Below are 13,562 nucleotides of genomic sequence, written 5' to 3'. Positions count from 1 at the left end.
ACCAACGCAACAAGGGGAGACTCTCTCGCATGATGCTCACTATGCTCAAAGGCAAAATTCATCGCGCAACGGTCAAGCAGGCCGAGGTCGATTACATTGGCTCGATCACCATCGATTCGGAGCTGATGGAGGCCGCTGGCATTTTGGAGTACGAGAAGGTTCAGGTTGCAGACGTCAATAACGGCAAGCGCCTGGAGACCTATGTGATCGCCGGTGAGCCGGGTAGCGGCATGATTTGCCTTAACGGTGCCGCCGCGCATTATGTTGAGGTGGGCGACAAGGTGATCATCATGTGCTATGCACAGGTAGATGAGCGTGAGGCCGCTCAGATGAAACCGCGCGTGGTCTTCGTGGACGACGATAACAAGGCATCGCGCATCACGCGTTACGAGAAACACGGCAGGCTGGAAGACTTGCAGTAGGCGCTATGGGGAACAAGAGGGGCATGAACCTCTTGTTCCCTTTTTCTTTTACGAGGAGTGCCCATGGTGACCACGAGCATTAGCTATCCCAGCCACGACGGCTCTTCTGCGATTCGCGCCCTCTTATGGGAGCCCCAAGATGTTCACGACGGCCTGCGTGCCCCACGCGGCTTGATCCAGCTGGTTCACGGTATGTCGGAGCATGTTGAGCGCTATGCAGATTTTGCAGCGTATCTGTGCTCGCAAGGTTTTGCCGTCTGTGCAAACGACCACGTGGGTCACGGGAAGTCAGTGTCTTGCGAAGAAGACTTGGGACACATGCCCCTGCGAGGTGGTGCCGATATTCTCGTTGCCGACGTGCACGAGCTGCGCTGCCGCGTGATGGAGAGCTTTGCGGCCACCTATCCCGATTCTCATATCCCATATGCGATCTTTGGGCACTCGATGGGTAGCTTCGTTACTCGCGTATACCTTACGCGTCATGCTTTTGGGGTCGATGCCGCGCTGATTTGCGGCACGGGCCAGCAACCCATGCTTATGGCGGTGGCCGGGCGCGCCATTACCGGGCTCATCGCGCGTGCCCGCGGCGAGCGCTATCGCAGCAAGCTCGCCGATTCTCTAGGCGCGGGTGCCTATAGCAAGGCGATTAAGGATGCGCGCACGCCGCTTGATTGGCTCTCGACCGATGAGGCTGTGGTCGACGAGTACATTGCCGACCCCCGCTGTGGCCAGATGTTTAGCGTGGGTGCATATGCCACGCTGGCAACCCTTGTCAAAGAGGCCGTTTCGAGCAAGGGGGCGCAGCGCGTGCCCAAGGGTCTGCCCCTGCTGTTTATCGCCGGCGCCGAGGATCCGGTAGGCGATTGCGGGCGCGGAGTGCGTGCTGCCGTAAAAGAGTATCGAGACGCGGGCGTCGAGCGCGTTGACCTCAAGATATACGAAGGCGCGCGCCACGAGATTCTCAACGAGCCCATTCGTCAGGACATGTATGCGGATTGCGTCTTTTGGCTGGGTGAGCAAGGTCTCTAGCGCGCGCCGTTTATGTGGGCGAATTGTAGAGGGATGGACCTTAACAGAGGTGACGGGTGTCCTGATCGTTCTTGTAGCCATCGAGCTTTGAAGTGCAGTACGGACAGCGCGTCGCGTCCTCGGGAATCTCTTGGCGGCAGAAGGGGCACAGACGCGGGGCGGGAGGCTCCTCTTTTTCCTCATCTTTAACAAGTCCCACCTTGTGTGCTGCCTTGTCCTTCATCTCATTGAGGGCGTTCAAAGACTTGACGATTGCAAACACGGCCGCTGCCGTAATCAAGAAGTTGATGACGGCGCCCAAAAACGCTCCGAAGTCGATGGTGTTCCCGCCAAGGGACACCGCCATGCCGGGTACCTCGGTGCTGCCACCGGTGATAAACGAGATGAGGGGGCTGATGACGTTTGTCACCAGGGAGTTGACGATCGCGGTAAACGCGCCGCCGATGATCACGCCGACGGCGAGGTCCATTACGTTACCACGGCTGATGAACTCTTGGAACTCGGTAAGAATGCCTTTTTTCCCGCTTGCCATGACTGGCTACCCCTATTCGTCGCCAAAGCCGATGCCGAGCATCTTTGCCTCGCGCACCAAATCGCTACTGGGATTGACACACTTTAGCTTACCGGCGACTTCTTCAAGAGGGGTTCGGCACATTTTCCCATTGCGCTGTGCCACCATGAAGCCAAATTCGCCCTCGAGGCAGCCGCGGGCGGCCTCGACGCCGCACTGGGTGGCAAAAACGCGATCTTGGGCATCGGGCTCGCCGCCGCGTTGGGTATGGCCGGGAATGGCGACGCGCGTTTCGCGCCCGGTGACGCGCTCGATGTCTGCGGCGAGGTCGTAGGCAATGGAGGGGGAGGTGCGCGCCGCAAGTTTCTTCTTGTACTCCTTCTTGGAGAGCGCGGCGTCCTCCTTGGAGATGGCACCTTCTGCAACCACGACGATAGCAAAGCGACCGCCGTTTTCGATACGCTGCTCGATGCTTCGCTCTACGGCCTTGAGGTCGTAGGGAATCTCGGGGATCAAGATGATGTCGGCGCCGCCTGCAACGCCAGCATACAAGGGGATCCAGCCTACCTTGTGGCCCATGATCTCGATCACAAAGACGCGGCCATGGCTCGAGGCGGTGGTGTGGATGTCGTCGATGCACTTGGTGGCGACCTCGACTGCGCTGGTGAAGCCAAAAGTCATGTCGGTGCCCCAGGTGTCGTTGTCGATGGTCTTGGGAAGGGCGATGACGTTAAGGCCTTCTTGGCGCAGGCGGTTCGCCGTCTTGGTGGAACCGTTGCCGCCCAGCATGAACAAACAATCGAGCTTGAGCTTGTGGTAGGTATGCACCATGGCAGGAACCTTTTCCACGCCGTCGGCTTCGGGGGTATCCAGCTGCTTGAACGGCGTGCGGCTCGTTCCCAGGATGGTTCCGCCGCGCGTGAGGATGCCGCTGAAGTCTGCAGACGTCATAACGCGAAAACGGCTGTAGATGAGGCCCTGATAGCCATCCTCAAAGCCGTAGAACTCAACGGGTTTCGGGGAGCAGTTGGTGAGCGTCTTGACGATTCCTCGCATGGTAGCGTTCAGCGCCTGGCAGTCGCCGCCGCTGGTGAGAAGTCCAACCCTGAGCATGGTATTCCTCGCAGTGTGTTTGGTAGTTATAGACAAAGGAAAGTTTACCGCAACTCGTGTCTCTTTACGGGCGTCTGACAAGCCTGTAAACATCATGGTTGTGTTGGCTATCGATCAGGTGATGTTGAGTATGGCGTGCACACGGGCGCCGTCACTGGCTGACGCTCGTGCTCGGGCGATGCGAGCGGGGGCGCGGGATGCTCCCAGCGCTATGACGGTTGGAGGGCGTGCCCGGATCGTGTCCCCTGGTGTGCTCTTCGTTACTTTTTGTGAAGGCAGTGGATTCATGGTACAAAAGAGGGCAATGAACCAAAGGCGGGTTCCCAGCTCATGCTGCTATGAGTGAGGGGCCCGCCTTTTTGTGTATTCGTTGCCGCCGTGCGGCTGTCGATCGATAGGAGATGCGAACGATGGACAACGAGCGTTTGAATACAACGCCCGCAAAGGATGCTCACAGCGAGGTCGCGAACGTGGACGCGTGCGGACCTTCTGTCGAGGAGCGACGCCGCATTGCCCTTGAGGGCGATACCCATGGCAAGAACAAATGGGCGATTCTGTTCACCGTGCTGGTCATGACCTTCATGTCCACGCTTGATTCGAGCATTGTCAACGTGGCGCTTCCCGTGATGCAAAAGGCCCTTGCCGTAAGTCTGAGCGATATCCAGTGGGTCTCTACGGTCTATCTCGTGGCCATTTGTGCCTCGATGCTTATCTTTGGGCGCCTGGGCGATATGTTCGGCAAAGTCTGGCTCTTCCAAGCGGGTGTGGCGCTCTTTGCAATCGGCTCGCTTTTGTGCGGCCTTTCGCATGCATTTGCGATGCTGTTGGTTTCGCGCTGCGTGCAGGGCATCGGAGCTGCGGCGGCTATGGCAAATAACATGGGCATCATCACCGAGTCATTTCCCGCCAAGGAGCGTGGGCGTGCTTTGGGTCTGCTCGCGAGCTTTGTGGCCTTAGGGATGATGTGCGGCCCTGTGCTGGGCGGCGTGATCGTGTCGTCCTTGCCGTGGGAGTATATCTTCCTCATCAACGTGCCGGTAGGCGTTGCATGTTTCGCCGCGGGTCTCAAGACGCTACCGCATGTGTGCCCCGACCGTCGTGGTATCAAGTTCGATCTGCCTGGTGCCTGCGCGCTCGTGCCTGCGCTGGTTTTGCTGCTGTGCTCGATCACCTTTATGGGCGAGGGAGCCTCCCTCAAGATCGCAGGCATGCTGCTGGCCGGCCTGCTGCTCATGGCGTTGTTTGTTCACATTGAGCTTCATGCGGAACAGCCGCTTGCGCGCCTGAGCGTCTTTAGCAGCCTTACCTTCAACATCAACGTGCTCGCGACGCTCATCAGCTTTATCGCTATCGGTGCGAGCGAGATCATCCTGCCGTTTTATTTCCAGGATGCGCATGGATTCTCACCGAGTCTCTCCGGTTTTCTCTTTGCGGTGATTCCCCTGGTGAACATTGTGGTGGGTCCGCTTTCGGGCTCTTTATCCGATCGGGTAGGCTCGCATATTCCCACCTGTGTGGGCCTGTTTATCTACTCCCTTGGTCTTGCTGCGGTAGGGTTTCTCAATGAGAACAGCCCGCTTCCGGTGATTATTGCTGCCGTTGCGTTGATGTCTTTGGGCACCTCGACGTTTCAGTCGCCCAACAACTCGCTGTTCATGAGCGCGGCGCCTCTGGATGCCCTGGGTTTTGTGGGGAGCCTTTCCGGCCTTTCGCAAAACATGGGTATGGCTTTGGGCATCTCGGGCGGCATGGCGATTCTATACGGCAAGATGGGCGAGGCTGCGGGAAGGCCCGTGGCAGGCTATGTTGCCGGCAGGCCGGATATCTTTTTCTATGGTTACCGCTGGGCGCTCATGAGCGTCGCTGCCCTTGTGGCCGTGGGTTTTGTGCTGTGCCTGGTACGTGCCCGTCGTGCGCGGCGCTAGCGTGCTAGGCTGGGGCTCATGGAAGAAAAACGCCTGACATATCGAGAGTATGCCGTGCTTGTGCATCAAACGGCGGCTGAGGTTGCCCGTGACTGCGAGGTTGATGTCTTTCGCGCCACCGGTCCGGGAGGGCAGGGCGTTAATACCACCGATTCGGTCGTGCGCATGCGCCATGTTCCCACAGGGATCGTGGTAACCGCGCGTGAAAGCCGCAGCCAGTTTCAAAATCGAGCATCGTGCGTCCGCAAACTCCAGGAGGAGTTTCGTCGTCGCGCCGTGCCGCCCAAGGTGCGCCACGTAACCAAGGTCCCGGCCTCTCAGCGCCGTCGCCGCCTTAAGGACAAACGCATGCGCTCCGACCTCAAGGCCTCGCGCCGCCGCATCACCGGCGACGAATAATGTGACAAAAAGTCCTCAGGTTTATTTTGTCACATCGTGGCGGGGCTTGAGCACAGTGAGGGCTCCGGGCAGGACGCTGACGGTTGCCTTGTGCGCGCGGATTTGCTCGCCATCGGCCTGGATGGGGTAGTCGTCACCCTCAAAATCAAGTACCAGACGCTCGCCGCGCAGAAGGTGGATGAGCCTGGACTTTACATGCCCACCGTTCTTTGCACGCAGGAACAAAGGCAGCGCTACGCCGCGGGGGATAGATCCGGCGGCATAGCAGATGTCGAAGAGGCCGTCTGTGGGGTCTGCGTCGGGGCAAACCTTAAAGCCAGAGCCATACGTGGGGCCAAGCTGTACCGCAAAGATAAGAGAGCGCAAGCGGCCCAGGTTGGCACCATCTACCTGTACATTTGTGGGATATGTGCGAAAACGCCTACCAAAGACGTCAAGCCCGCTTGCCGTGTAGAGCGCGCCGCCGGTAAGGCCCGTGCGCTGGCGACGCTCCACGGTGTCGATGGCAATAGCCGCGTCGAGGCCAAACGAGAGCGTCTGAACAAAGTATTCCGTGCGTGCGGTAGCGCTTTTGGCATCTATTCCAGATGGTACATATTCGATTTTGCCCACGTCCATGCGCGCGGCTTCATAGTCAAAGATCTGCTCGATGGAGGACGCTTGGTTTGCGGGAATACCCAGGGTGCGCGCGTAGTCGTTGCCCGATCCCACGGGCACTACGCCCAGGTGAGGGCGCAAGGCGGTATCGATCTGCATAAGCCCGCAGGCGACCTCGTGGACCACGCCGTCTCCGCCCAAGGCGAGAACGGTGTCAAAGCCTTCGGCCTCGCGGGCGAGCTGGGTGGCGTGGCCCGCATGTTCCGTGCAGATAAGCGAGAACGCATCGGTTTCATGGGAGTAGAGCGCGCAGAAGCGCTGCATGCGCTCGGCTACCCCACGTGCGGCTCCTGACTGGGCGGCGGGGTTGGCGATGATGAGCGTCTTTCCCAGCGAGCCACTATCTCGAAGCTGCATCCTTTTGGTCCTTTCCGTGCAATGTCCATCTGCACAAGTATGGGGCAGATGGGCTATTAATGCCATGGGAGCCCGGTGAGCGTGAATGGAGCGTTATTTGTTATCGTTGCTGACGGTGTTTGCAGGTTCGCCTTCGATGACTATCTCATGGTGGCGCTCGATTGCGTGCTCGACGGTATCGCCTTCGTCAAACTCGAGGGAGCGACGTTTGGGCGTGACGATGCGCTGCGCTGGGTACACGCCGCGATGGCCCGCGACGAGGTAGCTCACAAATGCAACAATCACAAAGTAGGCAGCCGCCTTGCCGCTGAACATGTCGATGCCCAGCATGATAGTGGTGATGGGAACATTGAGCGCGGCTCCAAAGACGCCCAGGAGGCCAAGTGCGGCCATAAAGCTCGGATCGCTTCCGGTGATGGTGGCGATCCACCCGCCAAGCGAGGCGCCGATGCCAAACAGGGGAGTGACCTCTCCGCCTTGGTAGCCAGCGCCCAGAGTGAGTGCTGTGCAGAGTAGCTTGAGGGCGGGATCGTACCAGGTTGTTTGCCCCTTAAAGCCCGAAGCGACCATCCATTCCGAAAGTCCGCCGTAGCGCTGGAGCCCAAAGATCATGTACGTGCCCATAAGGACGAGCGAGGAGAGCAAAGCTGCCAGGAGATAGCTACGCACGCGATGCCTCCAAAACTTTTTGACCACGCGTATGGAGAACGAGAACAGACGCGCCGTCAGACCAAACACAACGGCGCAGATAAGGACGAGCGCAACGGTGGAAGGCGTCATGGTGGGGACATGGGCAATGGGCTGGAAGGAGTGCTGCGTGCCCAGAAGACGCGCCATGCCGTCGCCTGCAAAGGAGGCAACAAGGCAATACATGCCCGCGCTGTAGGTGAGCTTGCCCAGGGTGCACATCTCCATGCCAAAAAAGGCGCCGGCAAGCGGTGTGCCAAAGACGCCGCCAAAGGCAGCGGAGATGCCCGCGAGCATGAGGTCTTTGCGATCGCGTCCGGAGAGCTTGAAGAGCTGGGCCACGTTACTTGCTATAGTGCCGCCAATCTGCACCGCCGTTCCCTCGCGGCCGGCAGATCCGCCCGCCAGATGCGTGGCAACGGAGCACACGAAGGTGAGGCCTGCCATGCGTGCATGGATGGGCGTGCCGGTAAGGGAGCTGTCAATCACGAGATTGTTGCCGCGTGCCGCACGTAGGCCGTGGGTGCGGTAGACCCAGGCGGTGGCAACGCTCACGATGGGCAGCAGCGCAAAGAGCCAGAGGTGCGCTTCGCGTTGCTCGGTAACAAAGTCGAGCGAGGCAAGGAAGGCCCAGGCAGCGATACCCATAAGGGCCGAGACGAGCAGTACGAGCAACAGGAGGCGGAGGCTCGCCTTCATGTTGTGGAGGTCGCGCATGGCGTCTTTGGAAGCAATGCGCGATGCGATGCCCTTGCCAACGTGAAGCTCGTGTTTGAGGGATGAGGCGGGGGAGTGGATGCGTTCCTTGGCGGATGTTGGGGTGTCGTTGGATGCCATGATGTTCGTTCCTGCGCGTTTGCTGTGATGGGGTGGACGTCTGCATTATAGGCGTCTGAGCATTCTTGATGTTTGCGTGGGCGAAATCCTTTTGCCCGTTGCCATATATTGCACGATATATTAGAATTCAAAAGCCTTGGGACAAGCAGGGTCTATTGACTCGAGCTGCCTAGGTTCTTCGGGACGTGGCGCAGTTTGGTAGCGCGCCTGCTTTGGGAGCAGGATGTCGCAGGTTCGAATCCTGTCGTCCCGACCATATTCTTGCGGGCGTAGTTCAATGGTAGAACCCCAGCCTTCCAAGCTGATGACGCGGGTTCGATTCCCGTCGCCCGCTCCAGGAAATTTGCAGGTCAGAAGCGGTAACGCTTTTGGCCTGTTTTTTAGTCGCAATGAACAGTCGCAAAATAAGTTGAAAACGTTCCTTTGGTACTGCTTGTCCTTTCGTTTGGCCAGTTCGTAGAACAAGGCACTTTCCCTTGGTTATTCTGGCGGTATTCTTTACTTGTTCCGTCTTTCGGTGCAACGACCTTGATGAACAGGGCCAAAGCCACTTCGCCGATGACGGATAGGAGCAGGGAGCCGCTTGAGCATCCGCCTCGAGTGGCTCTTCTTTTTTGACTCGTTTTTATTTGAGGCCAAGATTCGTCTGAAATGGTTTTGCGTTGTTTTGGCTGCGGCAGCGAGCTTGCGGTCTTGCGACCAGTTGCTCTCGTAAGGTCATCTCCGTTGTGTCACGGCATTGCCCTCAAGTTGTTTCTCTAGCGTTCTTCCTGGCGGTTCTGCTTCCAAAGGCCTTCAGCATCTTGTAACACGCAGGAAACGAAACAAGACATTAACAGAATAAAATAGGCCTTCTACCTGCGGCGTTGTGAAACATAAGAAAACGGACCCATCTTGTTTGTTACCGATACGAAACCTCGTCGTATGATAGCTCAGGCTTTTAACACTAACTTTGGAGGCTTACATGAGCTACACCCAGACGGTCCTCGAGGACCTCAAGGCTCGTTACCCGGAGCAGACCGAGTTCATCCAGGCTGCTACTGAAATTTTGGGCACCTTGCAGCCCGCTCTCGATGCTCATCCCGAGTACGAGGAGGCTGCCATTCTTGAGCGTCTCGTCGAGCCCGAGCGCATTGTGATGTTCCGCGTTCCCTGGATCGACGATTCCGGCAAGGTTCAGGTCAACCGTGGCTACCGCGTTGAGTTCAACTCTGCAATCGGACCCTACAAGGGCGGCCTGCGCTTTAACCCCACCGTTACGTTGGGCATGCTCAAGTTCCTGGGCCTTGAGCAGATTCTTAAGAACTCTCTGACCACCCTTCCCATGGGCGGCGGTAAGGGCGGCTCCGACTTTGACCCCAAGGGCAAGTCCAACAACGAGATCATGCATTTCTGCCAGTCCTTCATGACCGAGCTGTATCGCCACATCGGCCCCAACACCGACGTTCCCGCCGGTGACCTGGGTGTTGGCGGCCGCGAGGTCGCTTACCTGTTTGGTCAGTACAAGCGTCTGCGCAACGAGTGGACCGGCGTCCTTACGGGCAAAGGTCTGAGCTTTGGCGGCTCGCTCGCTCGTACCGAGGCCACCGGCTACGGCCTGGTGTACTTTGTTGACGAGTACCTTAAGGGCAACGGTGACTCCTTCGAGGGCAAGAACGTTGTTGTTCACGGCTCCGGTAACGTAGCTATTTATGCTGTGCAGAAGGTCGCTCAGCTGGGCGGCAAGGTCCTGGCCTGCTCTGACACCAAGGGCTGGGTCGAGGATCCCGACGGCATCGACTACACCGTGCTCGAGGGCATCTACAACAAGAAGCGCTCCGGTCACGATAAGGGCGTGAGCCTTGCTATGTACGTCGACGAGCGTCCGAATGCCACCTGGCACGAGGGCGACGGCCGCGGCGTTTGGCAGCTTCCCTGCGACATCGCGCTACCCTGCGCTCGCGAGAACACCCTGCACCTTGAGGATGCCAAGGCTCTGGTTGCTAACGGCTGCAAGGTTGTGGGCGAGGGCGCAAACATGCCCACCACGATCGATGCCACTGAGTACTTCCAGGCTAACGGTGTTGCCTTTATGCCTGGTAAGGCAGCTAACGCCGGCGGCGTGCTTGTGTCTGGCCTCGAGATGAGCCAAAACGCTGAGCACCTTTCCTGGACCTTTGAGGAGGTCGACGGCAAGCTCGAGCAGCTTATGCGCGGTATGTTCCACAATGTGGACGACACTGCCAAGAAGTATGGCCATGAAGGCAACTTCGTAATGGGTGCAAACATCGCTGGCTTCGAGAAGGTCGCCGACGCCATGCTCGCGCAGGGCGTCTGCTAGGTTTCGTCGCTTTTAGCTTCGCTAGAACGGCTCTTCCCACACAGTGGGAAGAGCCGTTTTTTGCCAAATGGGTCGCTGCGGGCTTTCCTGAAGTTTTGTACATACTCTTTCACCGATTGCGCGCCTCGATTGCAGGCGAGGGCTTCTGTTTTGGCAAAAAAGTTAAGAATTGCGCGATTTGAAGTCCGATCGAGCAGTCAAATAGTCTTGATTTTTATGCATAAAGCCTTTTGTCTGGGCTCGAGCCCTGAAAAGCTCGCCTTTACCAGCGTACCGACTGGTTAGAGCCTATATTTCAAGGCTTTCATCGCGCATTTCAGAGCTTTTTTGCCAAAAAGTAATATGTATTTTGAACGGTAATATATGTTTGGGCTCGATTTCGCTCTGTTCACTGCGGTTTCAATTATGACTATGCACATACAGGCTGATTCTATTCATTTTCGTCTTTCATCCAAGCAGTTAGTTCCTTCATGAGCTTGTATTGCCTTGTTCTGCTGGCGTCAACAGTGCAGCGAAAACGCAACCCTGCCTGGCGATACAATCGCTTAGCTATGGCCTCGAGCGCTGCGGCATCTTTTATCTGTTCGCTGTTAATAGATGTGGTCCTAAAGCCCATTGCGCTCAATCCAGCTTCTCGCTTCTCGTCTCCGATCCGTGACTCCTTTGAATCGTGAGGATGGCCTTTATACTCAAGAATTTCCCTGCTAGACGGAAACACGAGGTCTCCAATCGCATATGGCATACCAGATACCGCAATCGCCTCTTCTTCAAAGTCGATGCGATAGTTTGATATGCCGCCCTTACAGGCAAAGCCTCCTCGTAGCATTGGTAGACAGAACATGCCAAACATCATGATCTCCATGGGCGAGCGTGCATTTCCCAAAACATAAGGTGCCACGGCGTGTGCTTGCTTCAATCCTGGCAGGTAATTGACTTTTTTAAGCCAGTTGGTCAGTTCGCTGGGGGAGAGCGCCGGTTCGCTTTTGAAGCAGCTGATTATAGGGATTGACACCGTTTTGTTTGATGTGTCGTCTTCTGCGGTCGACATTTCGTTTTCGATATCTCCCGGGAGCCATTCTTCATAGCCCGGTTCAGCCAGCGTAATTTCGCTACAGAGTTCTTCGAAGAACGCATATGTTTGTCCAAATGAATGACGGCTTGCATACTGTGTCGCAATCATTGTTGGCGAAAGAACATCAATCCCCGGAGCAATAATGTAAAGAGATCCTGCGGGTAACGGTTTTGTGAGAGCGTGTGGATATACGGGTTTGGTGTATCTCCTCTTGGCTGAACTGCCAACCAACAAATGCAGCTTCTCACCTGGACTCCAGACGCCCAGCTGTTCCAAAAGGTCGTAATCGATGCAATCGGCGTTAGCGCTGCTGCGGGAAACGGCAAGTTGAATCTCTCGGGAACTCAGAGGCGTCCAACCAAGGTTTTGGTATCGGCGACGCTCGCAGCGCAGGGCGCGGAAGGCAGAAGCGTCGCAGATGATGATATGGCTTGGTTGCGTTGATTTTGCCATGGTCCCCTCGCATCAAGTTGGTTTGATAGCCATATGCCACCTACGAGGGTGAAATATACTCAGATCATGCGGCATGGTTGAAAGCGGGCCGTGAGCGGCAGGGGGGGAGGTGGCACTGAGAGCTGGATTACCACTTGTACTGCGCGACATCCCGTCAGCGGAAACTATCTCTGGCAGACAGGGCACGGCTGGTAGAGCTTGCTTGCTTCGCTCAAAGTTATCTCGCTGGTGGGATAGCCGCGCTGGCGAAGCAGGCTCAGCTCGTCGCAATCGTAGGCGTGATAGTAGGCGTTTCCTGCACTCTCGCAAACGTAGACCACGGGCTCGGCGGGCACGCTGCTGCTGGACGAAGCAGACTCCCCCTTGCCCTGCGCGGCCGGGCCTCCAAGGCCAAAACCCCGCTGCTCCTCGATGGGGCCAAAAGGCGCACTTGTGCACGAAACGTCCGAGCTGTCTTCAAGCTTGGCATGTTCGGTAACACGAATCAAACAGCCAACTGTATCTTCCGATGCAACCACCCACTGTGTGAGCTCATCGGGTTCGCAATCCCAGGGCTGCCATGTGGCGCCTAGATCTCGCGAGATCTCCCAAGACCGGGACTCGATGGCTCCTTGCGGGAAGTTATAAACCTCCGGTCGCAGGGTGATGCCCCACTCCATATCTCCGGAGAGAGGACCGCGCAGTTCGACATACATCTTGCGCGCGGGCTTGGCCTCGGCGACGGGCTGCGGGAAGAAGACGTCACGAGTCTGGCCGCTGACAACCCACCAGATATCGAGCGCGATAATCACCATGGCAACGATTACGAGCAGTGCTCGCTTGCGAGCGCTGAGATTGTTCTTCTTGTCGGTTGCCATGGCGCTGTCCGTTCTTATCGATTTATGGAAACCCATAATAACCCCTCTAAACAATAGTCTTTCGCCTGGACACGCCGCCTGAGCCTGCACTGCACGAACTCGCGAATCGTGTCTGCGCAAGGGATTAGAATCAAAGTGTCGCCTAAGCTAAGGATGTTCCGTGAAGGATAAGAAAAGCTTGTTTGAGCAAGTGGCTGCAATAATCTTTGGGCTTTCGCTCGTTGCGGGGGTTGGTTTTCTCTTCTTTGCGGCGTGCGCCCATGCATTTAGCGGGTCAGCTGCGCCCTATAGGGCCAATACCTCTATGTACATAAGCTTGGGCCTTGCCGTGCCGCTGTTGGGATTCATCTTGTTCACGATCGCGAGTTATGGTCTCAGAGGTGCCGCTTAATACTTTGCCATTCTTATCGGAGGGCTTTTGGGAGCTGCGTTTAGGCTGGCGCTTGCATTGGCTCTCTTTGCCTCGTCGATCATGGCGTTTATCTGCATGGTGCGCGGCAACTATGCCAGCGCGTCGGTCTGGTTTGTCTCGGGCATTGTTCTCTACTTTGTGGGGCAAGCGTTCAAGACCGTACCCACTGCCGAGGAGCTCCAGCAAAAGGAGCTTGAGCGTGAGAGAAAACGTATCGAGGACGAGAAAAAACGTATCGAATACGAGGCCCAGGCAGAAAAATTGCGCGAGCAGGAATACAAGAAGTGCATGAAGAGGACTGGTCTTATGTGCCCGTATTGCGACTCGGAAAACGTCATCCAGCTGGGAACCACGCGCAAGTCGTATTCGGTCGGGCACGTGCTCGTGTTTGGCATGCTTTCGGGCAGTGCGGCGCTGGGTGCGCTCTGCGGCTTTAAAAACCCTGGTAAGAACAAGATGATCTGCAGGTCGTGTCACCGCGAGTTTACGGTTAAGCCTAAGTAGGGGGTAG

General features: G+C 57.0%; 12 protein-coding genes, 2 tRNA genes and 1 pseudogene. 9 read left to right on the top strand and 6 right to left on the bottom strand.

All coding sequences use genetic code 11. The features are described 5' to 3' along the window. Positions 1-29 precede the first annotated feature (29 nt). On the top strand, positions 30-422 hold the full coding sequence (gene panD, locus HF320_RS05500) for an aspartate 1-decarboxylase (protein ID WP_169277389.1): 393 nt from the start codon (positions 30-32) through the stop codon (positions 420-422). A 63-nt stretch (positions 423-485) separates the two neighbouring features. Then, positions 486-1,451 carry an alpha/beta fold hydrolase gene (locus tag HF320_RS05495; RefSeq protein WP_169277388.1) on the top strand — a complete coding sequence of 322 codons (966 nt, stop codon included), beginning with the start codon at positions 486-488 and terminating at the stop codon, positions 1,449-1,451. Positions 1,452-1,491: 40 nt separating this feature from the next. Here the strand turns inward: HF320_RS05495 and mscL are convergent, their stop codons facing one another. Next, entirely contained in the window at positions 1,492-1,983 is a 492-nt protein-coding gene (gene mscL, locus HF320_RS05490) for a large conductance mechanosensitive channel protein MscL (RefSeq protein ID WP_169277387.1), read from the bottom strand. A 12-nt stretch (positions 1,984-1,995) separates the two neighbouring features. Continuing rightward, the gene (locus HF320_RS05485; RefSeq protein ID WP_169277386.1) at positions 1,996-3,075 is read right to left on the bottom strand and encodes a 6-phosphofructokinase; all 1,080 of its coding nucleotides are present in this window, start codon (positions 3,073-3,075) and stop codon (positions 1,996-1,998) included. 410 nt (positions 3,076-3,485) lie between these two features. On the opposite strand from HF320_RS05485, the gene HF320_RS05480 reads away from it, so the two are divergent. Then, positions 3,486-5,000, top strand: a complete 1,515-nt coding sequence (locus HF320_RS05480) for an MFS transporter (RefSeq protein WP_169277385.1) — start codon at positions 3,486-3,488, stop codon at positions 4,998-5,000. A gap of 87 nt (positions 5,001-5,087) precedes the next feature. Continuing rightward, positions 5,088-5,399: pseudogene (locus tag HF320_RS05475) on the top strand (peptide chain release factor-like protein); the annotation flags it as partial. Positions 5,400-5,420: 21 nt separating this feature from the next. Here the strand turns inward: HF320_RS05475 and HF320_RS05470 are convergent. Both HF320_RS05470 and HF320_RS05465 read right to left on the bottom strand, forming a co-directional pair. Continuing rightward, positions 5,421-6,413, bottom strand: coding sequence for a diacylglycerol/lipid kinase family protein (locus tag HF320_RS05470; RefSeq protein ID WP_169277384.1), 993 nt, complete (start codon positions 6,411-6,413; stop codon positions 5,421-5,423). A gap of 93 nt (positions 6,414-6,506) precedes the next feature. After that, the gene (locus HF320_RS05465; RefSeq protein WP_169277383.1) at positions 6,507-7,937 is read right to left on the bottom strand and encodes a chloride channel protein; all 1,431 of its coding nucleotides are present in this window, start codon (positions 7,935-7,937) and stop codon (positions 6,507-6,509) included. A gap of 179 nt (positions 7,938-8,116) precedes the next feature. Here HF320_RS05465 and HF320_RS05460 point away from each other — a divergent pair. From HF320_RS05460 to gdhA, 3 genes are all read left to right on the top strand, one after another. Continuing rightward, positions 8,117-8,193, top strand: a tRNA-Pro gene (locus HF320_RS05460). A gap of 7 nt (positions 8,194-8,200) precedes the next feature. Next, positions 8,201-8,274, top strand: a tRNA-Gly gene (locus tag HF320_RS05455). 627 nt (positions 8,275-8,901) lie between these two features. Then, complete coding sequence (gene gdhA / locus HF320_RS05450) at positions 8,902-10,257, top strand: NADP-specific glutamate dehydrogenase (RefSeq protein WP_169277382.1); 1,356 nt, start codon at positions 8,902-8,904, stop codon at positions 10,255-10,257. Between the two features lie 430 nt (positions 10,258-10,687). On the opposite strand, the gene HF320_RS05445 is transcribed toward gdhA, so the two are convergent. Both HF320_RS05445 and HF320_RS05440 read right to left on the bottom strand, forming a co-directional pair. Beyond that, the gene (locus HF320_RS05445) at positions 10,688-11,782 is read right to left on the bottom strand and encodes a hypothetical protein (RefSeq protein ID WP_169277381.1); all 1,095 of its coding nucleotides are present in this window, start codon (positions 11,780-11,782) and stop codon (positions 10,688-10,690) included. A 164-nt stretch (positions 11,783-11,946) separates the two neighbouring features. Further along, positions 11,947-12,639: a hypothetical protein gene (locus tag HF320_RS05440; RefSeq protein WP_169277380.1), complete on the bottom strand. Its 693-nt coding sequence runs from the start codon at positions 12,637-12,639 to the stop codon at positions 11,947-11,949. 160 nt (positions 12,640-12,799) lie between these two features. On the opposite strand from HF320_RS05440, the gene HF320_RS05435 reads away from it, so the two are divergent. Both HF320_RS05435 and HF320_RS05430 read left to right on the top strand, forming a co-directional pair. Continuing rightward, positions 12,800-13,030, top strand: coding sequence for a hypothetical protein (locus HF320_RS05435; protein ID WP_169277379.1), 231 nt, complete (start codon positions 12,800-12,802; stop codon positions 13,028-13,030). A 27-nt stretch (positions 13,031-13,057) separates the two neighbouring features. Then, positions 13,058-13,555, top strand: coding sequence for a hypothetical protein (locus HF320_RS05430; RefSeq protein ID WP_169277378.1), 498 nt, complete (start codon positions 13,058-13,060; stop codon positions 13,553-13,555). Positions 13,556-13,562 lie beyond the last annotated feature (7 nt).

This window comes from Collinsella acetigenes (assembly GCF_012844445.1).
In the GTDB taxonomy this organism is placed as follows: Bacteria; Actinomycetota; Coriobacteriia; order Coriobacteriales; family Coriobacteriaceae; genus Collinsella; species Collinsella acetigenes.
Note: the sequence above shows the minus strand (reverse complement) of the source record. Positions and strands in the feature narration are given on the sequence as shown.